This is a genomic window from Streptomyces angustmyceticus, from assembly GCF_019933235.1.
GTDB classification, from domain to species: Bacteria; Actinomycetota; Actinomycetes; order Streptomycetales; family Streptomycetaceae; genus Streptomyces; species Streptomyces angustmyceticus.
In genome coordinates, this window is the sequence record NZ_CP082945.1 from 6,660,870 (window position 1) to 6,686,935 (window position 26,066).

Annotated in this window: 22 protein-coding genes; 18 read left to right on the forward strand and 4 right to left on the reverse strand. The window is 72.4% G+C overall.

Annotated features, from left to right (window positions below):
• The first annotated feature begins 82 nt into the window (after positions 1-82).
• The gene (locus K7396_RS29780; protein WP_086720425.1) at positions 83-2,695 is read left to right on the forward strand and encodes a RelA/SpoT family protein; all 2,613 of its coding nucleotides are present in this window, start codon (positions 83-85) and stop codon (positions 2,693-2,695) included.
• A gap of 60 nt (positions 2,696-2,755) precedes the next feature.
• Here the strand turns inward: K7396_RS29780 and K7396_RS29785 are convergent, their stop codons facing one another.
• Both K7396_RS29785 and K7396_RS29790 read right to left on the reverse strand, forming a co-directional pair.
• Positions 2,756-3,985, reverse strand: coding sequence for a DUF349 domain-containing protein (locus tag K7396_RS29785; RefSeq protein ID WP_086720426.1), 1,230 nt, complete (start codon positions 3,983-3,985; stop codon positions 2,756-2,758).
• Between the two features lie 250 nt (positions 3,986-4,235).
• Entirely contained in the window at positions 4,236-5,066 is an 831-nt protein-coding gene (locus tag K7396_RS29790; RefSeq protein WP_086720427.1) for a peptidylprolyl isomerase, read from the reverse strand.
• A gap of 163 nt (positions 5,067-5,229) precedes the next feature.
• Here K7396_RS29790 and K7396_RS29795 point away from each other — a divergent pair, with 163 nt between their 5' ends.
• The 4 genes from K7396_RS29795 to K7396_RS29810 all read left to right on the forward strand — a co-directional run bounded on the left by K7396_RS29795 (position 5,230) and on the right by K7396_RS29810 (position 9,693).
• On the forward strand, positions 5,230-5,943 hold the full coding sequence (locus K7396_RS29795) for an MBL fold metallo-hydrolase (RefSeq protein ID WP_086720428.1): 714 nt from the start codon (positions 5,230-5,232) through the stop codon (positions 5,941-5,943).
• 11 nt (positions 5,944-5,954) lie between these two features.
• Positions 5,955-7,217, forward strand: a complete 1,263-nt coding sequence (gene hisS, locus K7396_RS29800; RefSeq protein WP_086720429.1) for a histidine--tRNA ligase — start codon at positions 5,955-5,957, stop codon at positions 7,215-7,217.
• A gap of 327 nt (positions 7,218-7,544) precedes the next feature.
• Positions 7,545-8,186, forward strand: coding sequence for a vitamin K epoxide reductase family protein (locus K7396_RS29805; RefSeq protein ID WP_086720430.1), 642 nt, complete (start codon positions 7,545-7,547; stop codon positions 8,184-8,186).
• An 82-nt stretch (positions 8,187-8,268) separates the two neighbouring features.
• Positions 8,269-9,693 carry a replication-associated recombination protein A gene (locus K7396_RS29810; protein ID WP_152105216.1) on the forward strand — a complete coding sequence of 475 codons (1,425 nt, stop codon included), beginning with the start codon at positions 8,269-8,271 and terminating at the stop codon, positions 9,691-9,693.
• An 84-nt stretch (positions 9,694-9,777) separates the two neighbouring features.
• Here the strand turns inward: K7396_RS29810 and K7396_RS29815 are convergent, their stop codons facing one another.
• Entirely contained in the window at positions 9,778-10,530 is a 753-nt protein-coding gene (locus K7396_RS29815; RefSeq protein WP_086718481.1) for a DUF2470 domain-containing protein, read from the reverse strand.
• A gap of 182 nt (positions 10,531-10,712) precedes the next feature.
• On the opposite strand from K7396_RS29815, the gene rpsD reads away from it, so the two are divergent.
• Positions 10,713-11,324, forward strand: coding sequence for a 30S ribosomal protein S4 (gene rpsD / locus K7396_RS29820; RefSeq protein ID WP_086718482.1), 612 nt, complete (start codon positions 10,713-10,715; stop codon positions 11,322-11,324).
• A 26-nt stretch (positions 11,325-11,350) separates the two neighbouring features.
• Here the strand turns inward: rpsD and K7396_RS29825 are convergent, their stop codons facing one another.
• Positions 11,351-13,609 carry an ATP-binding protein gene (locus K7396_RS29825; RefSeq protein WP_086718483.1) on the reverse strand — a complete coding sequence of 753 codons (2,259 nt, stop codon included), beginning with the start codon at positions 13,607-13,609 and terminating at the stop codon, positions 11,351-11,353.
• A 178-nt stretch (positions 13,610-13,787) separates the two neighbouring features.
• Here K7396_RS29825 and K7396_RS29830 point away from each other — a divergent pair, with 178 nt between their 5' ends.
• The 12 genes from K7396_RS29830 to K7396_RS29885 all read left to right on the forward strand — a co-directional run bounded on the left by K7396_RS29830 (position 13,788) and on the right by K7396_RS29885 (position 26,047).
• Positions 13,788-14,222 carry a DUF948 domain-containing protein gene (locus K7396_RS29830; RefSeq protein WP_174887034.1) on the forward strand — a complete coding sequence of 145 codons (435 nt, stop codon included), beginning with the start codon at positions 13,788-13,790 and terminating at the stop codon, positions 14,220-14,222.
• A gap of 8 nt (positions 14,223-14,230) precedes the next feature.
• Positions 14,231-14,575 carry a DUF6167 family protein gene (locus tag K7396_RS29835; protein WP_086718485.1) on the forward strand — a complete coding sequence of 115 codons (345 nt, stop codon included), beginning with the start codon at positions 14,231-14,233 and terminating at the stop codon, positions 14,573-14,575.
• Positions 14,575-17,244: an alanine--tRNA ligase gene (gene alaS / locus K7396_RS29840; protein ID WP_086718486.1), complete on the forward strand. Its 2,670-nt coding sequence runs from the start codon at positions 14,575-14,577 to the stop codon at positions 17,242-17,244. The genes K7396_RS29835 and alaS overlap by 1 nt, the downstream gene beginning before the upstream one ends.
• 13 nt (positions 17,245-17,257) lie before the next feature.
• Positions 17,258-17,722, forward strand: a complete 465-nt coding sequence (ruvX, locus tag K7396_RS29845; RefSeq protein ID WP_086718487.1) for a Holliday junction resolvase RuvX — start codon at positions 17,258-17,260, stop codon at positions 17,720-17,722.
• Between the two features lie 129 nt (positions 17,723-17,851).
• Entirely contained in the window at positions 17,852-19,522 is a 1,671-nt protein-coding gene (gene mltG, locus K7396_RS29850; RefSeq protein ID WP_086718488.1) for an endolytic transglycosylase MltG, read from the forward strand.
• The gene (locus tag K7396_RS29855) at positions 19,519-20,346 is read left to right on the forward strand and encodes a shikimate dehydrogenase (RefSeq protein ID WP_086718489.1); all 828 of its coding nucleotides are present in this window, start codon (positions 19,519-19,521) and stop codon (positions 20,344-20,346) included. Before mltG ends, K7396_RS29855 begins: the two co-directional genes overlap by 4 nt.
• Before the next feature lie 140 nt (positions 20,347-20,486).
• Positions 20,487-21,671 carry a chorismate synthase gene (gene aroC / locus K7396_RS29860; protein WP_086718490.1) on the forward strand — a complete coding sequence of 395 codons (1,185 nt, stop codon included), beginning with the start codon at positions 20,487-20,489 and terminating at the stop codon, positions 21,669-21,671.
• Positions 21,668-22,222, forward strand: coding sequence for a shikimate kinase (locus K7396_RS29865; protein ID WP_086718491.1), 555 nt, complete (start codon positions 21,668-21,670; stop codon positions 22,220-22,222). Before aroC ends, K7396_RS29865 begins: the two co-directional genes overlap by 4 nt.
• On the forward strand, positions 22,219-23,310 hold the full coding sequence (aroB, locus tag K7396_RS29870) for a 3-dehydroquinate synthase (RefSeq protein WP_086718492.1): 1,092 nt from the start codon (positions 22,219-22,221) through the stop codon (positions 23,308-23,310). Before K7396_RS29865 ends, aroB begins: the two co-directional genes overlap by 4 nt.
• Positions 23,307-23,747 (forward strand): type II 3-dehydroquinate dehydratase, encoded by a 441-nt coding sequence (gene aroQ, locus K7396_RS29875; RefSeq protein ID WP_086718493.1) that lies wholly within the window; start codon positions 23,307-23,309, stop codon positions 23,745-23,747. Before aroB ends, aroQ begins: the two co-directional genes overlap by 4 nt.
• Positions 23,748-24,008: 261 nt before the next feature.
• Positions 24,009-24,866 (forward strand): Pro-rich N-terminal domain-containing protein, encoded by an 858-nt coding sequence (locus K7396_RS29880; protein ID WP_152105215.1) that lies wholly within the window; start codon positions 24,009-24,011, stop codon positions 24,864-24,866.
• A gap of 74 nt (positions 24,867-24,940) precedes the next feature.
• Positions 24,941-26,047, forward strand: a complete 1,107-nt coding sequence (locus K7396_RS29885; RefSeq protein ID WP_152105214.1) for an aminopeptidase P family protein — start codon at positions 24,941-24,943, stop codon at positions 26,045-26,047.
• The last annotated feature ends 19 nt before the right edge of the window (positions 26,048-26,066 follow it).

The following is a 26,066-nucleotide window of genomic DNA, read 5'->3' on the forward strand; positions in this document are numbered from 1 at the left end:
GGGAGCGGCGGCCCCGAGGTCGATACCATGGCACCCCGGCCCGTTCGAGGTGCTGGGGTCCGGAACCGCCTGAGGAGTGCTCTTGCCAGACGAGGCCCAGCCGCTCTCCCCCGGACTGCGTCCGGCGGGATCCGACGCCGCGCGCCCGGACGAGCCGAAGCCGGTGAACGCGGCGTCCTCCGACGCGCCCCAGCCGGAGCGGCAGGGCGCGTCCGACGGCGCCGCCGCGCCCCGGCCGCTGGCCGGCGGGTCCGCCGCGTCCCGGACCCCCGCCGAACGGCGTACCGCGCCGCAGCCGGGGCCCGCCTCGTCGCCGCAGCCGTCCCGTGCGCCCAAGCCGCCGGCCAAGGCCGACCAGCCCGCGCCGCCCAAGCCGCCGGCGCCCGCCCCCGCCGGCCGCTCCGGATCACCCAACCGGGTCCGTGCCCGCCTCGCCCGGCTGGGCGTCCAGCGCTCCAGCCCGTACAACCCGGTCCTGGAGCCGCTGCTGCGGGCCGTCCGCGGCAACGACCCCAAGATCGAGACCGGGACGCTGCGCCAGATCGAGCGGGCCTATCAGGTCGCCGAGCGCTGGCACCGCGGCCAGAAGCGCAAGAGCGGCGACCCGTACATCACCCACCCGCTCGCGGTGACCACGATCCTCGCCGAGCTGGGCATGGACCCGGCGACGCTGATGGCCGGCCTGCTGCACGACACCGTCGAGGACACCGAGTACGGCCTGGACACCCTGCGGGGCGACTTCGGCGACCAGGTCGCGCTGCTGGTCGACGGCGTCACCAAGCTCGACCGGGTCAAGTTCGGCGAGGCCGCGCAGGCCGAGACGGTGCGCAAGATGGTCGTCGCGATGGCCAAGGACCCGCGCGTCCTGGTCATCAAGCTCGCCGACCGGCTGCACAACATGCGCACCATGCGCTACCTCAAGCGGGAGAAGCAGGAGAAGAAGGCCCGCGAGACGCTGGAGATCTACGCTCCGCTCGCCCACCGCCTGGGCATGAACACCATCAAGTGGGAGCTGGAGGACCTCGCCTTCGCGATCCTCTACCCCAAGATGTACGACGAGATCGTCCGGCTCGTCGCCGAGCGGGCGCCCAAGCGCGACGAGTACCTGGCCATAGTGACCGACGAGGTCCAGGCCGACCTGCGCTCCGCCCGTATCAAGGCCACCGTGACCGGCCGCCCGAAGCACTACTACAGCGTCTACCAGAAGATGATCGTGCGCGGCCGCGACTTCGCCGAGATCTACGACCTGGTGGGCATCCGCGTCCTCGTCGACACCGTCCGCGACTGCTATGCCGCCCTCGGCACCATCCACGCGCGGTGGAACCCGGTCCCCGGCCGGTTCAAGGACTACATCGCGATGCCCAAGTTCAACATGTACCAGTCGCTGCACACGACGGTGATCGGCCCCAGCGGCAAGCCCGTCGAGCTGCAGATCCGCACCTTCGACATGCACCGCCGCGCCGAGTACGGCATCGCCGCGCACTGGAAGTACAAGCAGGAGGCGGTCGCCGGTGCCTCCAAGATCCGTACGGATGTGCCGAAGAACGCCGGCAAGAGCCAGGACACCGTCAACGACATGGCCTGGCTGCGGCAGTTGCTCGACTGGCAGAAGGAGACCGAGGACCCGGGCGAGTTCCTGGAGTCGCTGCGCTTCGACCTCTCCCGCAACGAAGTCTTCGTCTTCACGCCCAAGGGCGACGTGATAGCGCTGCCGGCCGGTGCCACCCCCGTCGACTTCGCGTACGCGGTGCACACCGAGGTCGGCCACCGCACGATAGGGGCACGCGTCAACGGGCGCCTCGTCCCGCTCGAATCGACCCTGGACAACGGCGACTTGGTGGAGGTCTTCACCTCCAAGGCCACGGGCGCCGGGCCGTCCCGCGACTGGCTCGGCTTCGTCAAGTCCCCCCGCGCCCGCAACAAGATCCGCGGCTGGTTCTCCAAGGAGCGCCGCGACGAGGCCATCGAGCAGGGCAAGGACGCCATCGCGCGCGCCATGCGCAAGCAGAACCTGCCGATCCAGCGGATCCTGACCGGCGACTCGCTGGTGACCCTGGCGCACGAGATGCGCTACCCCGACATCTCCTCGCTCTACGCCGCCATCGGCGAGGGCCATGTCGCCGCCCAGGGCGTCGTCCAGAAGCTGGTGCAGGCGCTCGGCGGCCAGGACGAGGCCACCGAGGACATCGCCGAGTCGACGCCGATCCGGCCGCGCTCCAAGCGCCGTTCCAGCGCCGATCCCGGTGTGGTCGTCAAGGGCGTCGACGATGTGTGGGTCAAGCTGGCCCGCTGCTGTACGCCGGTGCCGGGCGACCCCATCATCGGTTTCGTCACCCGCGGCAACGGGGTCTCGGTGCACCGCGCGGACTGCGTCAACGTCGACTCGCTGTCCCGGCAGCCGGAGCGGATCCTGGACGTCGAGTGGGCGCCCACCCAGTCCTCGGTCTTCCTGGTCGCCATCCAGGTCGAGGCGCTGGACCGCTCCCGCCTGCTGTCGGACGTCACCCGCATCCTGTCCGACCAGCACGTCAACATCCTGTCGGCCGCCGTCCAGACCTCCCGCGACCGCGTGGCCACCTCCCGCTTCACCTTCGAGATGGGCGACCCCAAGCACCTGGGGCACGTCCTGAAGGCCGTACGGAGCGTGGAGGGCGTCTACGACGTGTACCGCGTGACGTCGGCCCGGCGGCCGTAGCGGCGCATACGAGAAGGGGCCCCGGTACGCGGTACCGGGGCCCCTTCTCGGGTCAGACGATCAGCCGCCGAACTCCTCCAGGCCCTTGAGCGCCTGGTCCAGCAGCGCCTTGCGGCCCTCCAGCTCGCGGCCGAGCTTGTCGGCCTTGGCGTTGTTGCCCGCGGCCCGGGCCGTCTCGATCTGCTTCTCCAGCTTGTCGACCGCGTCCTGGAGCTGGCCGGTGAGCCCCGCGGCACGGGCCCGCGCCTCGGGGTTCGTACGCCGCCACTCGCTCTCCTCGGCCTCCTGGATGGCGCGCTCGACGGCGTGCATCCGGCCCTCGATCTTCGGGCGGGCGTCCCGCGGGACGTGGCCGATGGCCTCCCACCGCTCGTTGATCGAGCGGAAGGCCGACCGCGCGGCCTTCAGGTCCGAGACGGGGAGCAGCTTCTCGGCCTCGACGGCCAGCTCCTCCTTGCGGGTCAGGTTCTCCCGCTGCTCGGCGTCCCGCTCCGCGAAGACCTCGCCGCGCGCCTGGAAGAAGATGTCCTGGGCGCCGCGGAAGCGGTTCCACAGGTCGTCCTCGTGCTCGCGCTGGGCGCGGCCCGCGGCCTTCCAGTCGGCCATCAGCTCGCGGTAGCGGGCCGAGGTGGCCCCCCAGTCCGTCGACCGCGACAGCGACTCGGCCTCGGCGACCAGCTTCTCCTTCGCCTTGCGGGACTCCTCGCGCTGGGCGTCCAGCGACGCGAAGTGCGCCTTGCGGCGCTTGGAGAACGCCGAGCGGGCGTGCGAGAAGCGGTGCCACAGCTCGTCGTCCGCCTTGCGGTCGAGCCGCGGCAGGCCCTTCCAGGTGTCGACCAGCGCGCGCAGCCGCTCGCCGGCCACCCGCCACTGCTCGCTGGCCGCCAGCTCCTCCGCCTCGGCGACCAGCTTCTCCTTGGCCTGCCGGGCCTCGTCGTGCTGCCTGGCCTTCTGCGCCTTGCGCTCCTCGCGGCGGGACTCGACGGCCTCGACGAGCTTGTCCAGCCGCTTGCGCAGCGCTTCCAGGTCGCCCACCGCATGGTGTTCGTCGACCTGGGTGCGCAGATGATCGATCGCGGTCGTCGCGTCCTTCGCCGACAGGTCGGTGGTCTTGACCCGGCGCTCGAGGAGGCCGATCTCGACGACCAGGCCCTCATACTTGCGCTCGAAGTAGGCGAGGGCCTCCTCGGGAGTTCCCGCCTGCCACGATCCGACGACCTGCTCGCCGTCGGCGGTACGCACGTACACGGTCCCCGTCTCATCGACGCGGCCCCATGGGTCGCTGCTCACAGCGCCTCCTCCACATGATGCCGACGGGGGCGTGCGGCCCCCCGGCATCGTCCACAGTTTCTGTCCGGCAGAGCCGCGCCCTGGCCGGTCCGACGGGCTGAATCGCGGGTGAGGGTGGCAGCCGTCGGAGCAGGCACCCTACCCAACGCCAATCTAGGCGACCGGCCGTCCGCTGTCCGCATCCAGCACGACGAAATTCCGTGGTTCGCACGGGGCGGCGCCGGCGCACCGCCCCAGGTCGCCCGGCCGGTCAGGACTTCCGCACCGACGCCTTGTCGATCACGACGGTGGCGTTGGGCGCGCTGTTGCCGGTCTGCGGGTCGGTCGCCGCACCGGCCTTGGCGATCTTTCGCAGTACGTCCATACCGCCCGTGATCGTGCCGAACGGTGTGTAGTTCGGCGGCAGCTTGCTGTCCCGGTAGACGAGGAAGAACTGGCTGCCGCCGGAGTCGCGGGTCTTCTCGTGCGTCCCGTCGTAGCGGTTCGCCATCGCGACGGTGCCCGCAGGGTAGACGCCGCCCTTGAGCCGCGGGTCCTTGAGGTTCTCGTCCGGGATCGTGTAGCCGGGGGTGCCGCGGCCGGTGCCCTTCGGGTCGCCGCACTGCAGGACGTACAGGCCCTGGTCGGTGACGAGGCGGTGGCACCTGCTGTGGTCGAAGTAGCCCTGGCCGGCCAGGAAGGCGAAGGAGTTGACCGTATGCGGAGCCTTGCCGGCGTCCAGCTTGATGCCGATGGTGCCGCAGGTCGTCGTCAGCTTCGCGGTGTAGGGGGCGGAGGTGTCGATCGCCATCGCCGGCTCCTTGGGCCAGGTCTTCTTCGACGGGCCGCCCTTCGCGGGCCGCTCGCACGGGTCCGGTGCCCTGGACGGCGTCGGGGCCGCGGCCCGGTCCTCCTGGTCGCTGCCGCCCGCGAGGCCGGCGGAGACGTAGACGGCGGCGCCGGCGGCCAGTGCGACGGCCACCACGGACGCGATGATCATGTTGCGGCGTTTGGCCTTCTGCTGGGCCACGGACCGCCGTTGCTGCTGACGCTCGTACTTCTCGCGGGCGAGCTGCCGCCGCCGCTGATCTTTGCTGACCACCGGTCGTCTCCTTGTCCGATCATCGATCGCGCTCGTGCGCCGTGGCCGTACGGTATACGGGTTCGCCCTGCCGGGAGTCCCGCCGGTAGGCTCTGGAGCTGCCGAGATGTCCGGGAGAAGCGGCCTTGCCGGCCGACCTCCACACCGACCTTTAAGGACGAACGTGCTGATTGCCGGGTTCCCCGCCGGGGCCTGGGGCACCAACTGCTACTTGGTCGCCCCCGCCGCAGGCGAGGAGTGCGTCATCATCGACCCGGGCCACCAGGCGGCCCAAGGCGTCGAGGACGCGGTGAAGAAGCATCGGCTCAAGCCCGTCGCGGTCGTTCTCACGCATGGTCACATCGACCACGTCGCCTCGGTCGTGCCGGTGTGCGGCGCGCACGACGTCCCGGCCTGGATCCACCCCGCGGACCGCTACATGATGAGCGACCCGGAGAAGGCCCTCGGCCGCTCCATCGGTCAGCAGCTCATGGGCGAGCTCACGGTGGGCGAGCCGGACGACGTCAAGGAGCTGGGCGACGGTGCCGCCCTGGAACTCGCCGGGATGGAGTTCTCCGTCGCGCACGCGCCGGGCCATACCAAGGGGTCGGTGACCTTCCGGATGCCCGAGCAGGCCGACGTTCCGCCGGTCTTCTTCTCGGGCGACCTGCTGTTCGCCGGCTCCATCGGACGCACCGACCTGCCGGGCGGCGACCACGCCGAGATCCTTCAGTCGCTGGCGCGTGTGTGCCTGCCGCTGGAGGACTCCACCGTCGTGCTGTCCGGCCACGGCCCCCAGACCACCATCGGCCACGAGCGCGCCACCAACCCCTTCCTGCGGGAAGTGGCCGCCGGCCTCGGAGACGGCTTCAGCGCCGCTCCGCGACGAGGAATGTGACGAGAGCTTCCGTGAGCACCTTCAAGGCCCCCAAGGGCACGTACGACCTGATTCCGCCGCAGTCCGCCACCTATCTCGCGGTGCGCGAGGCGATCTCCGCGCCGCTGAAGAACTCCGGCTACGGCTACATCGAGACGCCCGGCTTCGAGAACGTCGAACTGTTCGCGCGCGGGGTCGGCGAGTCCACCGACATCGTGACCAAGGAGATGTACGCCTTCGAGACCAAGGGCGGCGACCGGCTCGCGCTGCGCCCCGAGGGCACCGCGTCCGTGCTGCGCGCCGCGCTGGAGGCCAACCTCCACAAGGCGGGCAACCTCCCCGTCAAGCTCTGGTACTCCGGCTCGTACTACCGCTACGAGCGTCCGCAGAAGGGCCGCTACCGTCACTTCTCCCAGGTCGGCGCCGAGGCCATCGGCGCCGAGGACCCGGCGCTGGACGCCGAGTTGATCATCCTGGCCGACCAGGCCTACCGCGCGCTGGGGCTGCGGAACTTCCGCATCCTGCTCAACTCCCTGGGCGACAAGGAGTGCCGCCCCGTCTACCGCGCCGCGCTGCAGGACTTCCTGCGCGGGCTCGACCTGGACGAGGACACCCGGCGCCGGGTCGACATCAACCCGCTGCGCGTCCTGGACGACAAGCGCGAGGCGGTGCAGAAGCAGCTCGACGGGGCGCCCAGGCTCCGCGACTACCTCTGCGAGGACTGCAAGGCGTACCACGAGCAGGTGCGCGAGCTGCTGACCGCGGCGGGCGTGGCCTTCGAGGACGACGAGAAGCTGGTCCGCGGCCTGGACTACTACACCCGCACCACCTTCGAGTTCGTCCACGACGGCCTGGGCTCGCAGTCCGCGGTGGGCGGCGGCGGCCGCTACGACGGCCTCTCCGAGATGATCGGCGGCCCCGCGCTGCCGTCCGTCGGCTGGGCGCTGGGCGTCGACCGCACGGTGCTGGCGCTGGAGGCGGAGGGCATCACGCTCGACATCCCCGCCGCCACCGCCGTCTATGCCGTCCCGCTCGGCGAGGAGGCCCGCCGGGTGCTGTTCGGCGTGGTCACCGAGCTGCGCCGGGCCGGGGTCGCCACCGACTTCGCGTTCGGCGGCAAGGGCCTGAAGAACGCCATGAAGTCCGCCAACCGCTCCGGCGCGCGGCTGGCGCTCGTCGCGGGCGAGCGGGACCTGGCCGAGGGCGTGGTCCAGCTCAAGGACCTGGAGAGCGGCGAGCAGACCGCCGTGGCGCTCGACGGCGCGGCCGCGGAGATCCGGCGCCGGCTGGGCTGAGCCCGCGCGGCAGGACGCCGAGGGGCCCGGCGGCGACCTGCCGTCCGGGCCCCTCGTGCTGCCGGCGCCCGGTGTCAACACCGGCCGCGCCGTCATCCCGGCGGAGGGATTTGGCCGCGCCCGCGCCACGGGCGGCGGCCGGCCCGCACCGGGCCGCGGGGCGGGCCGGGAGGCCCCGAACCTGAGAGAACCCTGTGTACGCGGGGTTCGACTTTATGTTCATCGCACGGCGGGCCGTGGTGGAGTTGGGGCAGAATGAACGGCGGTGCCGCCCTCGCGGATCCGCTTGCTCAGCCCATCTCCTCAGGGATCGACGGAAACGGCGATATGACGACGACAGCGCTTGACGACGTGTCCACCGACGACGACCACGCGAGCGGCGCGGGCACCATCGGTTCCGGCCGCAGCCTCGCGCTCCTCCTGGTGATCACCGGAGCCCTGGGCATCCTCGCGGCCTGGATCATCACCCTGGACAAGTTCGAGCTGCTGAAGGACCCCAGCTTCAAGCCGGCCTGCAGTCTCAACCCGATCATCTCCTGCACCAACGTCATGCAGAGCAAGCAGGCGGAGGTCTTCGGCTTCCCGAACCCGATGGCCGGGCTGGTCGGGTTCGGCGTCGTCATCGCGATCGGCATGGCCCTGCTGGCCGGCGCCCGCTTCCGCCGCTGGTACTGGATCGGCCTGAACATCGGCACCGGACTCGCCTCGGTCTTCTGCATGTGGCTGATGTCCCAGTCGCTGTACAGCATCAACTCGCTGTGCCTGTGGTGCACGCTGACCTGGTGCGTCACCATCCTGATGTTCTGGTACACCACCGCGCACAACCTCAAGCACGGCATCATCCCGGCGCCCGAGGGGCTGCGCGCCGCGGTGGTCGAGTTCCACTGGGTCGTGCCGGTGCTCTGGTACGGCGTGATCGCGGTGCTGATCCTCACCAAGTGGTGGTCGTTCTGGAGCACCCTGATCTAGTCGCTCCGCGCACCCGCCCACGCCCCGGCCGCCGTCAACGGCGCCCGGGGCGTTGTCAGTGGGGTGGCATAGGCTCGTGGACGTGGAGCCCGACCTGTTCACCGCCGCTGCCGAAGACCGTCAGGAGAAGGACCCCGCGGGGTCCCCGCTCGCCGTGCGGATGCGTCCGCGCACCCTCGACGAAGTCGTGGGCCAGCAGCATCTCCTCAAGCCGGGCTCGCCGCTGCGGCGGCTGGTCGGTGACGACACAGGGGGCGGGCCCGGAGGGCCTTCGGACAAGGGCGGTGGTGGGCGACGGGTGGGAGGAGGGCCGGCCGGGCCGTCGTCGGTGTTCCTGTGGGGACCGCCGGGGATCGGCAAGACGACCCTCGCGTACGTCGTCAGCCAGGCCACGAACAAGCGCTTCGTGGAGCTCTCGGCCATCACGGCGGGCGTCAAGGAGGTCCGCGCGGTGATCGACGGCGCCCGGCGCGCCTCGGGCGGTTTCGGCAAGGAGACCGTGCTCTTCCTGGACGAGATCCACCGCTTCAGCAAGGCCCAGCAGGACTCCCTGCTGCCCGCGGTGGAGAACCGCTGGGTCACCCTGATCGCCGCGACGACCGAGAACCCGTACTTCTCGGTGATCTCGCCGCTGCTGTCCCGCTCCCTGCTGCTGACCCTCGAACCCCTCACCGACGACGATCTGCGCGGGCTGCTGCGCCGCGCGCTGACCGATGCGCGCGGGCTGGCGGGCGCGGTCACGCTCCCCGAGGACACCGAGGGGCATCTGCTGCGGATCGCCGGCGGCGACGCCCGGCGCGCGCTGACGGCCCTGGAGGCCGGGGCGGGATCCGCGCTGGCCAAGGGGGAGAAGGAGATCACCCTCCGGACGCTGGAGGAGTCCGTCGACCGGGCCGCGGTGAAGTACGACCGGGACGGCGACCAGCACTACGACGTCGCCAGCGCGCTGATCAAGTCCATCCGGGGCTCGGACGTCGACGCCGCGCTGCACTACCTCGCGCGCATGATCGAGGCGGGGGAGGACCCGCGTTTCATCGCCCGGCGGCTGATGATCTCGGCGAGCGAGGACATCGGCCTGGCCGATCCGACGGCCCTGCAGACCGCGGTGGCCGCCGCCCAGGCCGTGGCGATGATCGGCTTCCCGGAGGCCCGGATCACGCTGAGCCAGGCCACCATCGCGCTCGCCCTGGCCCCGAAGTCGAACGCCGCGTACACCGCCATCGACGCCGCCCTGGCGGACGTCCGGGCGGGCCGGGCGGGCGCGGTGCCGCCGCATCTGCGCGACAGCCACTACAAGGGCGCCCAGAAGCTCGGCCACGGCCAGGGCTACCAGTACCCGCACGACCTGCCGGGCGGAATCGCGGCCCAGCAGTACGCGCCGGACGAGGTGCACGGCACGCGCTACTACGAGCCCACCCGCCACGGCGCGGAGGCCCGCTACGCCGATGTCGTGGAGCGGGTCCGCGTCCGCCTGCGCTCGGCCTCCGGCGAGGGCACCGCCGACTAGTCACCGCCCGGGCCGGGCGGGCGCGCGCGGGCCGAGGCGGCCGCGGGCGGTTCCCGGGGCGGACGACGGCCGTCCGAGCCGCCCCTACTCCGCCGCCGCCTCGAAGAGCAGATGCATCGCCCGCCGCAGCTCCCTCACGTCCCGCACCGGCTCGCGGAAGTCGAACCGCGCGTCGAAGGACCGCTGCTCGGCGTCCGTGAAGCGGACCCGCAGCCCGAAGCGGTCCAGGCCCACCGGCACGGCCCGGTCCCGCAGCCCGCAGGCCGGTCCGCGGTCGCCCAGCAGCGCGCACAGCCCGCCCACCTGCTCGCTGTGCGCCGCGTGCAGATGCTGCAGCAGCTCCGCCTCGTGGGCGGCCAGCGGATCGGGGGCCGCCTCGGCGAAGTCGTCGGGCTCGACGGGCTCGGCGCCCCACAGGTCGTCCACCGCGCCCTCGCCGACCTCCAGGCGCAGCATCATCCAGGCGGCCCGCCCGTACAGGCCCGGTCCCGGGTCCGGCTGCAGGGCCTCGCCGATGCCCAGCAGCTCGCCGACCGGGTGCCGCTCGGCGAGCAGCATCGCGGCCTCGGCGCGCTGGTCGTTGCGCACGGGGGTCAGCCAGCCGGCCAGCCAGGCCCGTCCACGGATGCGATGGGGCACCGAAACGGGTGCGACGTCCGTGATCTCCATCACGGCTGTGAGGTCGTCGTCCTGCGCGTGCGCGGCCGCCCGAGCCGCCGCAGAGTCCCCAGGAACCAGCAACAGCACGTCTCCACCGGATGTGACCGTCCGGCAGACGGGAGCCGAGAGGCCGGCCTCGTCGGGGTCCTCGACACCGGGGATGCTCAAGGACGCCATACCATGGGACTCGACGAGGGTTCGTATGCGCTCGGCGGCCGACGGCTGCTGGGCGTCTTCCACGGGACGCGGCTGACCCGACTCGGTGCGGTGTGCACTGGGCAGGGGGATCCCAGGTCGAAACATGCGTTCTCCTCGCGCTAAGGTAAGCCTCACCTAACTTACATGGAGGAACGTTCCACGTGAACCAGTCGCGTCCCAAGGTCAAGAAGTCCCGCGCGCTCGGCATCGCGCTGACGCCGAAGGCCGTCAAGTACTTCGAGGCCCGTCCCTACCCGCCCGGCGAGCACGGCCGTGGCCGCAAGCAGAGCAGTGACTACAAGGTCCGTCTGCTCGAGAAGCAGCGCCTGCGTGCGCAGTACGACATCAGCGAGCGCCAGATGGCGCGTGCCTACGACCGCGCTCGGAAGGTCGAAGGCAAGACCGGCGAAGCGCTGATCATCGAGCTTGAGCGCCGTCTGGACGCGCTCGTCCTGCGGTCGGGCATCGCCCGCACCATCTACCAGGCCCGTCAGATGGTCGTCCACGGCCACATCTCGGTGAACGACCGCAAGGTCGACAAGCCGTCCTTCCGCGTCCGCCCCGGCGACGTCGTGATGGTCCGCGAGCGCAGCCGCGAGAAGCACCCCTTCCAGGTCGCGCGTGAGGGTGGCTACGCCCCCGACGGCGAGACCCCGCGTTACCTGGAGGTCAACCTGCAGGCTCTGGCGTTCCGCCTCGACCGGGACCCGAACCGCAAGGAGATCCCGGTGATCTGCGACGAGCAGCTCGTCGTCGAGTACTACGCCCGCTAAGCACCACCGCAGGCGCAGCACCACGCTCAGCCCGCCGTCTCCCCGCCGCTCGCGGAGGGGGAGGCGGCGGGCTCGTTCGTGCCGGGCGCGGGCCGCTGGGCGGGCAGCAGGCCGGCGGGCCGCAGGATCCGGGCCACCGCCGCGTCCAGGTCGAGCCGCTCGCCCGCGCGCCGGCAGTGCTCGTAGCGCTCGGCGCCCAGCCGCTCGCGCGCCAGCTCCTCGCACCGCGCGTGCGGCTGGTTGAAGTGGCGCGAGCCGAACAGCGGCAGCCCCACCGACGGCCAGATCCGCCCGGCGGCGCCCTGCAGCACCGCCGCCTCCTCCGCGTCGCCCTCGCCCAGTGTCACCAGGGCCAGCAGTTCGATCGCCAGCACCGCCCCGAGCAGGTCGTGGAAGGTGTGGTCGATGGCCAGGCACTCCTCCAGCAGCCCGCGGGCCCGCTCGCCGTCGCCGCGGGTCCAGGCCGCGAAGGCCAGCACGTACTGGGCGTACGCCAGCGTCCAGCGCTCGCCGTGCTCCTCGCACACCTCCAGGACGTCCTGGCACAGCCGCACCGCGTCCGCCAGCCCGCCCTGGAAGGCCAGCGCCATCGCCAGCTCGACCTGCCCCATCAGCACATTGCTGTTGAGCTCCCCGATCTCCTGGTAGCGCAGCAGGGCGGCGCGCAGCAGCCGCTCGGCGCGCGGCAGGTCGTCGCTGACCAGCGCCAGGCAGCCGGTGCGGTGCAGCGCGTAGGCGGCCGCGGTGGCGTTGCCGGTCCGCTCGGCGCCGTCGCGGCACTCCTGCAGGGCCTCCAGCGCGCCGACGGTGTCCCCCTGGATCACCGCGACGTAGCCGGCCACCCACAGCGCCTTGAGCCGGGCCTCGTCGTGGTCGCCCTCCAGCTCCAGGGCCCGGTCCAGCCAGTGCCGGCCCTCCGCGAGCCGGCCGCAGCCCACCCAGTAGAACCACAGGGTGCCCGCCAGGTACTGGCCCAGGTGGGTCTCGCCGGGGCTCTGAAGGCTCTGTTCCAGCGCCACCCGCACATTGGGCAGTTCGGCCTCGATCCGGGCCGCGATCTCCGCCTGCCGGGAGCTGAACCAGTCCAGCTCGCACCAGGTCGCCAGCCCCAGGTACCAGTCGCGGTGCCGGCGCCGCAGCCGGTCGCCGTCGGGCGTCGCCGCCAGCCAGCCCGCACCGTAGGCGCGTACGGTCTCCAGCATCCGGTAGCGCACCCCGGTCGCGGTCCCCTCGCGCACCAGGACCGACTGGGCGACCAACTCCGTGAGGACGTCGAGGAGTTCACTGGCCGGCAGCTCCGGGCCCGCGCAGACGTATTCGACCGCGTCCAGGTCGAACTGCCCGGCGAAGACCGACAGCCGGGCCCACAGCAGCCGCTCCTCGGGCGTGCACAGCTCATGGCTCCAGCCGATCGCGCAGCGCAGCGTCTGGTGGCGGGGCGGGCGTCCCCCCTGCGCGGGCAGGTCGCCGTACGCGGGCGGCGCCGGGTGCGGCGGAGGGGCCTGGCCATCGGGCGCGCGCCGCGGGCGGGTGCCGGTCAGCAGCCGGAAGCGGTCGTCGAGCCGGTGCAGCACCTGGGCCGCGGACAGGGCGCGCAGCCGCCCGGCGGCCAGCTCCAGCGCGAGCGGGATGCCCTCCAGGTGTTCGCAGAGTTCGGTGACGACGGCCTCGTCGGAGGGCCCGACGGTGAATCCGGCGACGACGGCGGCGGCGCGGTCGGCGAACAGGGCGGTGGCATCGGCGGTGTTCATCGGCGGCAGCGGCAGGTTCCGCTCGCCGTCCAGGCCGAGCGGCCGCCGGCCCGCCGCCAGCACCCGCAGCCCCGGGGCGCGGCGCAGCAGCTGCCCGGTCAGCTCGGCGCAGGCGTCGACGAGGTGCTCGTAGCCGTCCAGGACGAGCAGCAGGTCGCGGTCGGCGAGGTGGTCGCCCAGGGAGGCGCGGACCGGGCGGCCGCTGTGGTCGGCGACCCCCAGCGCCTCGGCGACCGCGTGGTCCAGGAGGTGCGGCTCGCGCAGGTCGGCCAGCTCGACCAGCCACGCCCCATCGCAGAAGCGATCCTGCAAGATCGCAGCTGCATGGCGGGCGAGCCGCGATTTGCCGATGCCGCCGAGGCCGGTGAGCGTCACCAGGCGCGCGGATTCCAGTGCTCGCGCCAGGGCGGCCAGTTCGTCGTGGCGGCCGAAGAAGCCGTTGAGCTCCGCGGGAAGGTTCCCGGGCGGCTCCGGCGTCCGCGGCTGCGCCGGGGAGGGGCGGAAGACAGGGCCGGGGCGCGTGAGGCGTCGCATGGCACACGGAGCGTACTCGGCAGGATGCGGACCGTACAATCACGCCTCCGGATTCCTCCGGCGCCCGCTCCGCCGCACGGGGAACGGGGTACGGACGGACAGTCACGGCGCGATAAGGTCAAGGTTGCCGTTCGAGCAGGACGAAACCAGACCGAACCAGTCGGAGAGTGGTGCCAACGTGTCCGGTGGAGAGGTGGCCGGGATCCTCGTGGCCGTCTTCTGGGCCATCCTTGTGTCGTTCCTCGCCCTCGTGCTGGTGAGGCTCGCACAGACCCTCAAGGCGACCACCAAGATGGTGGCCGAGGTGTCCGAGCAGGCCGTGCCGCTCCTGGCCGACGCCTCCGCGACCGTCCGCTCCGCGCACACCCAGCTGGCCCGCGTCGACGCCATCGCCGCCGACGTCCAGGAGGTCACCGCCAACGCCTCCGCGCTCTCCTCGACCGTGTCCTCCGCCTTCGGGGGCCCGCTGGTCAAGGTGGCCGCGTTCGGCTACGGCGTGCGCCGCGCGATCGGCAAGAAGGGTGAACCGGAGCCGCAGCGCACCGTCGTCCCCGGCCGTATCCTGCCCGGCGCCCGCCGCGGCGGGCGCCGCAACCGTCGCTCCAAGGACTGATCACAGCGATGTTCCGCCGCGCATTCTGGTTCACCACCGGCGCCGCCGCCGGCGTGTGGGCCACCAACAAGGTCCACCGCAAGCTGCGCAGGCTGCAGCCCGACAGCCTCGCCGCCCAGGCCGCGGACAAGGCCGTCGAGACCGGACACCGGCTGCGCCAATTTGCATTGGACGTACGGACCGGAATGTCGGACCGTGAAGAGCAGTTGCACGAAGCCCTGGGCCTCGGCAGCACGGGCGAGGCGCGCGAGCTGCCCGCGCCGCGCCGCGCGGTGCTCGAACCGCAGTACCGCACCACGAGAACAACCGGACACACCGGTCTGACCGGACCGACTGGAAAAGAGGACCACTGATGGAGTCGGCTGAAATCCGCCGCCGCTGGCTGCGCTTCTTCGAGGAGCGCGGGCACACCGTCGTGCCGTCGGCGTCGCTCATCGCGGACGACCCGACGCTGCTGCTCGTCAACGCGGGCATGGTCCCCTTCAAGCCGTACTTCCTCGGCGAGGTCAAGCCGCCCGCCGCGCGCGCCACCAGCGTCCAGAAGTGCGTCCGCACGCCGGACATCGAAGAGGTCGGCAAGACCACCCGGCACGGCACGTTCTTCCAGATGTGCGGCAACTTCTCCTTCGGCGACTACTTCAAGGAAGGCGCCATCAAGTACGCCTGGGAGCTGCTGACCGGCTCCCAGGCCGACGGGGGCTACGCCCTCGACCCGGAGCGCCTCTGGATCACCGTCTACCTGGAGGACGACGAGGCCGAGCGCATCTGGCACGAGGTCATCGGCGTGCCCAAGGAGCGCATCCAGCGCCTGGGCAAGAAGGAGAACTACTGGTCCATGGGCGTCCCGGGCCCCTGCGGCCCGTGCTCCGAGATCAACTACGACCGCGGCCCGGAGTTCGGCGTCGAGGGCGGCCCGGCCGTCAACGACGAGCGTTACGTGGAGATCTGGAACCTCGTCTTCATGCAGTACGAGCGGGGTGCGGGCACCGGTAAGGAGGACTTCGAGATCCTCGGCGAGCTGCCCAGCAAGAACATCGACACCGGCCTCGGCCTCGAGCGCCTGGCGATGATCCTCCAGGACGTCCCGAACATGTACGAGACGGACACCCTCCGTGTCGTCATCGACAAGGCCACCGAGCTCTCCGGCGTCCACTACGGCGACTCGCACGACTCCGACGTCTCGCTGCGCGTCGTCGCCGACCACATCCGCACCTCCACGATGCTCATCGGCGACGGCGTCACCCCCGGCAACGAGGGCCGCGGCTACGTCCTGCGCCGCATCATGCGCCGCGCCATCCGCAACATGCGCCTGCTCGGTGCCACCGGCCTGGTCATCGGCGAGCTGCTGGACGTGGTCATCAAGACCATGGGCCAGCAGTACCCGGAGCTGCTGGAGGACCGCCGCCGCATCGAGACGGTCGCCCTCGCCGAGGAGGCCGCCTTCGTCAAGACGCTGAAGGCCGGCACCAACATCCTCGACAGCGCCGTCACCGACACCAAGTCCGCCGGCGGCACGGTCCTGCCCGGCGACAAGGCCTTCCTGCTCCACGACACCTGGGGCTTCCCGATCGACCTCACCCTCGAAATGGCCGCCGAACAGGGCCTTTCGGTGGACGAGGACGGCTTCCGCCGCCTGATGAAGGAGCAGCGGGACCGCGCCAAGGCCGACGCCCAGGCCAAGAAGAGCGGCCACGCCGACCTGTCCGCCTACCGCGAGGTCGCCGACAAGTCCGGCGCCACGGAGTTCACCGGCTACGGTGCCACCGAGGGCGAGTCCAGCATCGTGGGCCTGCTGGTCAACGGCGCCCCGGCGCCCGCCGCCCACGAGGGCGACGAGGTCGAGGTCGTCCTGGACCGCACCCCCTTCTACGCCGAGGGCGGCGGCCAGCTCGCCGACACCGGCCGGATCAAGCTGGACTCCGGCGCCGTCGTCGAGGTCCGCGACGTCCAGCAGCCGGTGCCCGGCGTCACGGTTCACAAGGGCGTCGTCCAGGTCGGCGAGGTGGTGCTCGGCTCCGCCGCGTACGCCTCGATCGATGTGAGCCGCCGGCGTGCCATCGCCCGCGCCCACAGCGCCACCCACCTCACCCACCAGGCGCTGCGCGACGCCCTGGGCCCGACGGCCGCCCAGGCCGGTTCGGAGAACTCCCCGGGCCGCTTCCGCTTCGACTTCGGCTCGCCGACGGCCGTGCCCGGCACGGTGCTGACCGACGTCGAGCAGAAGATCAACGATGTGCTCGCCCGTGAGCTCGACGTCCACGCCGAGGTCATGAGCATGGAGGACGCCAAGAAGCAGGGCGCCATCGCCGAGTTCGGCGAGAAGTACGGCGACCGTGTCCGCGTGGTCACCATCGGCGACTTCTCCAAGGAGCTGTGCGGCGGCACCCACGTCCACAACACCGCCCAGCTGGGCCTGGTGAAGCTGCTCGGCGAGTCCTCCATCGGCTCCGGCGTGCGCCGGGTCGAGGCGCTGGTGGGTGTGGACGCCTACAAGTTCCTGGCCCGTGAGCACACCGTCGTCTCCCAGCTCACCGAGCTGGTCAAGGGACGCCCGGAGGAGCTGCCCGAGAAGATCTCCGGCGTCCTGGCCAAGCTGAAGGACGCCGAGAAGGAGATCGAGAAGTTCCGCGCGGAGAAGGTGCTGCAGGCCGCCGCCGGGCTGGCCGAGGGCGCCAAGGACGTCCGCGGTGTGGCGCTGGCCGCCGGCCAGGTCCCGGACGGCACCTCCGCCGACGACCTGCGCAAGCTGGTGCTCGACGTCCGCGGCCGGATCCAGGGCGGCCGGGCCGCGGTCGTGGCCCTGTTCACGGTCGCCAACGGCCGGCCGGTCACGGTCATCGCCACCAACGAGGCCGCCCGCGAGCGCGGCATCAAGGCCGGTGACCTGGTCCGTACCGCCGCCAAGACGCTCGGCGGCGGTGGCGGCGGCAAGCCGGACGTCGCCCAGGGCGGCGGCCAGAACGCCGCCGCGGTGCCCGAGGCCATCGAGGCCGTCGAGCGCCTCGTCGCCGAGGCGGCCTGACGGCGTGAGTGAGATGCGACGCGGACGCCGCATCGCGGTGGATGTCGGGGACGCCCGTATCGGGGTCGCCTCGTGCGACCCCGACGGGGTCCTCGCCACCCCCGTCGAGACCGTGCCGGGGCGTGACGTCCCGGCGGCGCACCGCCGGCTGAAGGCGATCGTCGAGGAGTACGAGCCGCTCGAAGTCGTGGTCGGCCTGCCCCGCTCCCTCAGTGGGGGAGAGGGGCCGGCCGCGGCCAAGGTCCGGGCCTTCGCCCAGGAGCTGGCCCGGAACGTCGCCCCCGTGGGGGTCCGGCTGGTCGACGAGCGGATGTCGACGGTCACCGCGACCCACGGCCTGCGGGCCTCGGGCGTGCGCAGCAAGAAGGGCCGCTCGGTGGTCGACCAGGCGGCCGCGGTGGTGATCCTGCAGAGTGCGCTGGAGACCGAACGGGCCTCCGGGGCTCCTCCGGGCGAGAGCGTCGAAGTGGTCATCTGATCGCGGTACGGTAACGTTCCGCGCGATGTGCGGCGTTCGAACAGCCGCGCGTGCAAGTAGAGGCGGGTCGGATATCCAGCAAGCGCGCTGCCGGTCCGGAGCGCACCGCCTCTCGGCTCTAGGGGATCGATGACCGAGTATGGCCGGGGCTACGGCTCCGAACCGTGGCATCCCGAGGACCCGCTCTACGGCGAGCAGGGCTCCTCCAGAGGCCAGGCGCAGCAGCCCCCGTGGAACGGGCAGCAGGCCGCCGGGTACCCCCAGCAGCAGGCCGACCCGTATGCCCAGCAGCACTACGACAACGGGGGCTGGGACGGCACGCAGGGCGGTCAGCTGCCCTACGACCCGTACGACCCCTACGGGCAGCAGCCGCCGGTCGACCCGTACAGCGGGGCGAGCCCCGACTACTACGCCACGCCGGGCGCCTATCCGCCGCCCCAGCCCCAGCATCTGCAGCAGCAGGCGCAACAGCAGCAGATGCAGCAGCAACAGCAGCAGTACCACCAGCAGCCGCAGCAGCAGGACCCGTACGCGCCACAGGCGGAGCCGCCGCACGCCGAGCACGACGGCTCCGGCGACGACTGGCGTGCCGAGGCCGGGCCCCGCGAGCCGGAGCCGGAGCACGCGTTCTTCGCGGGCGACGGCGGGGACGACGACGACAACGACCCGCGCGAGGCGCGCCGGGCCGGCCGCGAGCGCCGCAACAAGAAGAACAAGCGGCGCAGCGGAACCGCCTGCCTGGTCGTCACGCTGGTCTTCGCCGGCGCCGTGGGCGCGGTCGGCTACTTCGGCTACGACTTCTTCATGGCCCACTTCGGCTCGGCCCCCGACTACGAGGGGGAGGGGTCCGGCGAGATCCAGGTCGACATCCCGGACGGTTCGCCGCTCTCGGAGATGGGCCAGATCCTCCAGCGCGAGGGCGTCCTCAAGAGCGCCGGCGCCTTCACCGAGGCGGCCGGCGAGAACAAAAAGGCGCAGAGCCTGCAGGCGGGGACGTACACCCTGCGCAGGCACATGTCGGGCGCCGCGGCCATCGAGCTGATGCTGGACCCCAAGAGCCGCAACGGCCTCACGATCCGCGAGGGGCTGCGGTCCGGCGACGTCTACAAGCTCATCGACACGAAGCTGCACCTCAAGGCGGGGACGACCAAGGGGGTCGCCAAGAGCGACGCCAAGAAGCTCGGGCTGCCGTCCTGGGCCGACGACTCGCCGAAGATCAAGGACCCGCTGGAGGGCTTCCTCTACCCGTCGACCTACAGCGTCGGCGGCAAGACGAAACCGGCCGAGGTCCTGAAGCAGATGGTGGCGCGGGCGAACCAGGTCTATACGAAGTACGACCTGGAGGGCAACGCCCGCAAGCTCAAGCTCGACTCGCCGATGCAGCTGCTCACCGTCGCCAGCCTCACGCAGGCCGAGGGCAAGTACAAGCATGACTTCGTCAAGGTCGCGCGGGTCGTCTACAACCGCCTCAAGCCGGACAACACCGAGACGTACGGCCTGCTGGACTTCGACTCGACGGTGAACTACGCGAAGTCCCAGAGCACGCTGGACACCGGGTCCGTCGACAACCTGCGGAACTTCAACGACCCCTACAACACCTACAAGTTCAAGGGGCTGCCGCCGGGGCCGATCGGCAACCCGGGCGAGGTGGCGCTCAAGTCGGCCATCGACCCGGCGAAGGGCAACTGGTACTACTTCGTCTCGATCAACCCGGAGAAGACGCTGTTCGCCGTGACGAACGAACAGCACGAGCGCAACCGGCGCATCTACGAAAAGGAACAAGAGAAAAACAAGCAATGAGCGCCACACGTCGAGCCGCGGTCCTCGGCTCCCCGATCGCCCACTCCCTCTCACCGGTGCTGCACCGCGCCGCCTACCGGGAACTCGGGCTGAGCGAGTGGACGTACGACCGCCACGAGGTCGACGAGGCGGCGCTGCCCGCCTTCCTGGAACGCCTGGACGCCACCTGGGCGGGTCTGTCGCTGACCATGCCGCTCAAGCGGGCGGTGATCCCGCTGCTCGACGAGATCAGCCCCACGGCGGCCTCGGTCGAGGCGGTGAACACCGTCGTCCTCACCGGCGACGGGCGCCGCCTCGGCGACAACACCGACATCCCCGGCATGCTCGCCGCGCTGCGCGAGCGCGGAGTGCGGCAGGTCGAGCGGGCGTCGGTGCTGGGCGCCGGCGCCACCGCCTCCTCGGCGCTCGCCGCGCTCGCCCGGATCTGCACCGGCGAGGTCACCGCGTACGTCCGCAGCCGGGCGCGCGCCGACGAGATGCGCGGCTGGGGCGAGCGGCTGGGCATCGCGGTCCGCACCGCCGCCTGGGAGGACGCCGCGGCGGCCTTCGAGGCACCGCTGACCATCGCGACCACCCCGGCGGGCACCACCGACGCGCTCGCCGCCGCCGTCCCCGAGCGGCCCGGCACGCTCTTCGACGTCCTCTACGAGCCCTGGCCCACGACGCTCGCCACCGCCTGGGCCGCCCGCGGGGGCGCCGTGGTGGGCGGCCTGGACCTGCTGGTCCACCAGGCCGTGCTCCAGGTGGAGCAGATGACCGGACGGTCCCCGGCGCCGCTCGCCGCGATGCGCACGGCCGGTGAGGCGGCGCTCGCCGCCCGCTGAACCGTCCGGTGCGCCCCTTTCGTCCGCGCTGTCCGCGCGCGCCCGGTCCGCCCCCTGGACTGGGCGCCGCCCGGCGCGCGCGACGTGGGAGGATCGGGGGGAGACACCGTACGCGGATGAGCAGTACATGAGGAGCACCGTTGAGCAGGTTGCGCTGGCTGACGGCGGGGGAGTCGCACGGCCCCGCACTCGTGGCGACGCTGGAGGGCCTTCCGGCCGGAGTCCCGATCACCACGGAGCTGGTGGCGGACGCCCTGGCCCGGCGCCGGCTCGGCTACGGCCGCGGTGCCCGGATGAAGTTCGAGCGGGACGAGGTCACCTTCCTGGGCGGCGTGCGGCACGGCCTGTCGCTGGGCTCGCCGGTGGCCGTGATGGTCGGCAACACCGAATGGCCCAAGTGGGAGCAGGTGATGGCGGCCGACCCGGTGGACCCGGAGGAGCTGGCCGCACTCGCCCGTAACGCGCCGCTGACCCGTCCCCGCCCCGGCCACGCCGACCTCGCCGGCATGCAGAAGTACGGCTTCGACGAGGCCCGCCCGATCCTGGAGCGCGCCTCGGCCCGCGAGACCGCCGCCCGGGTCGCCCTGGGCGCGGTGGCCCGCTCCTTCCTCAAGGAGACGGCCGGTATCGAGATCGTCTCGCACGTCGTCGAGCTGGCCGCGGCCAAGGCCCCGTACGGGGTCTACCCGCAGCCCTCCGACGTCGAGCGGCTGGACGCCGACCCGGTGCGCTGCCTGGACGCCGACGCGAGCAAGGCGATGGTCGCCGAGATCGACCAGGCCCACAAGGACGGCGACACCCTCGGCGGTGTGGTCGAGGTGCTGGCGTACGGCGTGCCGGTGGGCCTGGGCTCCCACGTCCACTGGGACCGGCGCCTGGACGCCCGGCTGGCCGCCGCCCTCATGGGCATCCAGGCGATCAAGGGCGTCGAGGTCGGCGACGGCTTCGACCTGGCCCGGGTCCCTGGCTCGAAGGCCCATGACGAGATCGTCTCCACCGACGACGGCATCAAGCGCAGCTCGGGCCGCTCCGGCGGCACCGAGGGCGGGCTGACCACCGGCGAGCTGCTGCGGGTGCGGGCCGCGATGAAGCCGATCGCGACGGTGCCGAAGGCGCTGGCGACCGTCGACGTGAGCACCGGTGAGGCGGCCAAGGCGCACCACCAGCGCTCGGACGTGTGCGCCGTGCCGGCCGCGGGCATCGTCGCCGAGGCGATGGTGGCCCTGGTCCTGGCCGACGCGGTGGTGGAGAAGTTCGGCGGCGACAGCGTGCCGGAGACCCGCCGCAACGTGCGGACCTACCTCGACCACCTGGCGATCCGATGACCTCGCCGGTCGTCGTGCTGATCGGCCCGCCCGGGGCCGGCAAGTCGACGGTGGGCGCGCTGCTGGCCGAGCGGCTGGGCGTCGGCTACCGGGACACCGACGCCGACATCGTCGCCACGGCCGGCCGCCCGATCGCCGAGATCTTCATCGACGAGGGCGAGCCGTACTTCCGCGAGCTGGAGCGGACGGCGGTGCGCGAGGCGCTGGAGAGCCACCCCGGGGTGCTCTCGCTCGGCGGCGGCGCGATCCTGGACGGCGGCACCCGCACGCTGCTGACCGGGCTGCCGGTGGTCTTCCTGGACGTGCGACTCGCCGACGCCGTCAAGCGGGTGGGCCTCGACGCGCCCCGCCCGCTGCTGGCCGTCAACCCCCGCAAGCAGTGGCGCGAACTGATGGAACACCGCCGCCCGCTGTACACCGAGGTCGCGCGCGCCGTGATCGGAACGGGGGAGCGCACCCCCGAGCAGGTCGCCGAGGCGATCCTGGACGCTTTGGAGCTACGGCAGGCCGCGGGGAGCCCGCAGGCCGCCCACAGGGAGGAACAGGCATGACGGAGCAGGCCACCCGTATCCAGGTCGGCGGCACGGCGGGCACCGACCCCTACGAGGTGCTCGTCGGGCGGCAGCTGCTCGGCGAACTCCCGGGCCTGATCGGCGAGAGCGCGCAGCGGGTCGCGGTGCTGCACCCGGAGGCGCTGGCCGCCACCGGCGAGGCGCTGCGCGAGGACCTGGCCGCCCAGGGCTACCAGGCGATCGCCGTCCAGCTCCCGAACGCCGAGGAGTCCAAGACCGCCGAGGTCGCCGCCTACTGCTGGAAGGCGCTCGGCCAGTCCGGCTTCACCCGCAGCGATGTGATCGTCGGCGTCGGCGGCGGTGCCACCACCGACCTGGCCGGTTTCGTCGCCGCGACCTGGCTGCGCGGGGTGCGCTGGATCGCCGTGCCGACCACCGTGCTCGGCATGGTGGACGCCGCGGTCGGCGGCAAGACCGGCATCAACACCGCCGAGGGCAAGAACCTCGTCGGCGCCTTCCACCCGCCGGCCGGGGTGCTCTGCGACCTGGCCGCGCTGGACTCGCTGCCGGTCCACGACTACGTCTCCGGCCTGGCCGAGGTCATCAAGGCCGGCTTCATCGCCGACCCGGCGATCCTCGAACTGATCGAGTCCGACCCCGAGGCCGCCAAGCGCCCGGACGGCGCGCACACCGCCGAGCTGATCGAGCGGGCGATCCGGGTCAAGGCCGAGGTCGTCTCCGCCGACCTCAAGGAGTCCGGTCTGCGCGAGATCCTCAACTACGGCCACACCCTCGCGCACGCCATCGAGAAGAACGAGCGCTACAACTGGCGCCACGGCGCGGCCGTCTCCGTCGGCATGGTCTTCGCCGCCGAACTCGGCCGGATCGCCGGCCGCCTGGACGACGCCACCGCCGACCGCCACCGCTCCGTCCTGGAGTCCGTCGGGCTGCCGCTGACCTACCGCGGCGACCAGTGGCCCAAGCTGCTGGAGACCATGAAGGTCGACAAGAAGACCCGCGGCGACCGGCTGCGCTTCATCGTCCTGGACGGCCTCGCCAAGCCGACCGTCCTGGAGGGCCCGGACCCGGCGATGCTGCTCGCCGCCCACGCGGAGATCGCGTCGTGACCCGGCGGGTGCTGGTCCTCAACGGGCCCAATCTCGGCCGGCTGGGCTCCCGCGAGCCCGACGTCTACGGCGCCACCTCCTACGCCGGACTGGTCCAGGAGTGCGCCCGGCTCGGCAAGGAGCTGGGTTTCGAGGCCGAGGTCCGCGAGACCAACGACGAGGGGGAGATGATCCGCTGGCTGCACGAGGCCGCCGACGGATCGGTCCCGGTCGTCATCAACCCCGGCGCCTTCACGCACTATTCGTACGGCATGCGGGACGCGGCCGCCCAGCGCACCGCCCCGCTGATCGAGGTGCACATCTCGAACCCGTACGCGCGCGAGGAGTTCCGCCACAACTCGGTCCTCGCGGCCGTCGCCAGCGGTACGGTCGCCGGCTTCGGCATCGGCTCGTACCGTCTCGCGCTCCGCGCGCTGGCCGAGGAGTGCGACGCCTGACGCCCGTCGGGCACGTTCTCCCGCCCCCGGCCGTTCACCCGGCGGGCGCCGGGGGCACCGGGCGCCCGCGCCGCGTCCGGGAGGGTACCGTTCGCAGCAGCACCACCCACGGCGGCGGCCGTGGGGCCCAACGGCCCTTCGGGGCCGGTGGGTTACCGCTCCGCGCGCCGGGCAGCCGGTCCCGGCGCCCGGGCACCCCCGCCCGGCGCGGACCGGGGGAGCACCGCACCACACCGACCGCACGAGACGGAGAGCCACCGGATGCAGTACGCAGTGGGGGCTCCGCTGCCACCGCCCCACGGGCAGGCATCACCGGGGGCCGCCATGAACTGGACGCCCCACCAGGGACCGCACACCCCGCCCCTCTCGCCGCAGGCCCCCGCCGCCCCGCCCCCGCCCGCGCAGCAGCCCGCCCCCGGACAGGGCTGGCACGGGCCCGCGCCCCAGCAGGCCCCGCCCCCGCCGCACAGCTCGGAGGTCACCGGCCAGGTGCAGCTGCCCCCGGGCGCCCCGGTGCCGCTGCCCAGCCCGCCCGCCGACGCCGCGGCCCCGGACGCCTCGCACGCCGCCGTCGCGGTGCTGCTCATCGGCCCGGCCGGCGCGGGCAAGACCAGCGTGGCGCGCCACTGGGCCGACACCCGGCGGGTGCCGACCGCGCACATCAGCCTCGACGACGTCCGCGAATGGGTCCGGTCCGGCTTCGCCGATCCGCAGGCCGGCTGGAACGACCACTCCGAGGCGCAGTACCGCCTCGCCCGGCGTACCTGCGGCTTCGCGGCCCGCAACTTCCTCGCCAACGGCATCTCCTGCATCCTCGACGACGCCGTCTTCCCCGACCGGCCGGTCGTCGGACTGGGCGGCTGGAAGCGGCATGTGGGCCCCGGCCTGCTGCCGGTCGTGCTGCTGCCCGGCCTGGAGATCGTCCTGGAGCGCAACGCGCGGCGCAGCGGCAACCGCCGGCTGTCCGACGAAGAGGTGGCCAGGATCCACGGACGGATGGCCGGCTGGTACGGCTCCGGCCTGCCGATCATCGACAACTCCCAGCACGACGTCGCCACGACGGTGCGGGTGCTGGACGACGTCGTCGCCCGCAGCATCGCCAGCCCGCCGAGCTGGTAGCGGCCGCACGCGGCTCTCCCCCGGGCGGCCCCGCTCGACCGGCCGCCTCCGGGGAGCCGCCGTACGCTCGTGATATGTCCGAGTTGTACGCGGTCCGACGCACCCGGCTGCGCGACCGCGTAGCCGGGGCCGGAAGCACCGCAGCCCTGATCTCGCGCCCCGCGAACGTCCGCTATCTGACCGGTTGCGCACCGCCCGGCGCCGCGCTGCTGCTGGGCCCGGCCGACGACGTGCTGCTGTGCGGGGGACCGCTGAGCGGCGATCCCGCCGAGGGGCGCCCGGCCGACGACGTACGGGTCTCGGTGCTGCCGACCCGCGATGGCGACCCGGTGGTGGCCGGCGCCGACCAGGCCGCGGCGGCCGGCGCGGACACCCTGGCCGTCGAGGAGCACCACCTCACCGTCACCCGGCACCGCGCGCTCTCCCAGGTCGCGCCCCGGCTGCGGCTGACCGACCTGGCCTGCGCGGTCGAGGGGCAGCGGCTGGTGAAGGACGACGACGAGATCGCCTGTCTGCGGATCGCCGCCGAGATCGCCGACCAGGCCCTCGGGGAACTCCTGGAATCGATCCTGGTCGGCCGCACCGAGCGGCACCTCGCCCTGGAACTGGAACGCCGGCTGGTGGACCACGGCGCGGACGGCCCGGCGTTCCCCACCTCCGTCGCGACCGGCCCGAACGCCGGCCGCCCCGGGCATCTGCCCACCGACCGGCGGGTCGAGGAGGGCGACTTCCTCAGTGTCTGCCTGGGGGCCAACTACCGCGGCTACCGCTGCGAGATCGGCCGTACCTTCGTCATCGGGACCACCCCCTCGGACTGGCAGATCGAGCTGTACGATCTCGTTTTCGCAGCCCAGCGGGCCGGGCGCGAGGCGCTCGCGCCGGGTGTGGAGTGCCGCGAGGTGGACCGGGTGACCCGCCACGTACTGGACGCCGCGGGCTACGGGGAGCGGCTCGGACCGTGGACCGGGCACGGCGTGGGGCTCGAAATCGACGAGGACCCTCAGTTGTCGCCCGCCGCCATGGGTAAACTGGACGCTTGCGTGCCGGTCACCGTCGAGCCGGGGGTTCACATCCCGGGCCGTGGGGGTGTCCGGATCGACGACACACTCGTCGTCCGCCCCGAGGCGGACGGCGGGCCCGAGCTACTCACGATCACGACCAAGGAGCTGCTCGCACTCTGAGCCGTAGGGGTTCGGCGTG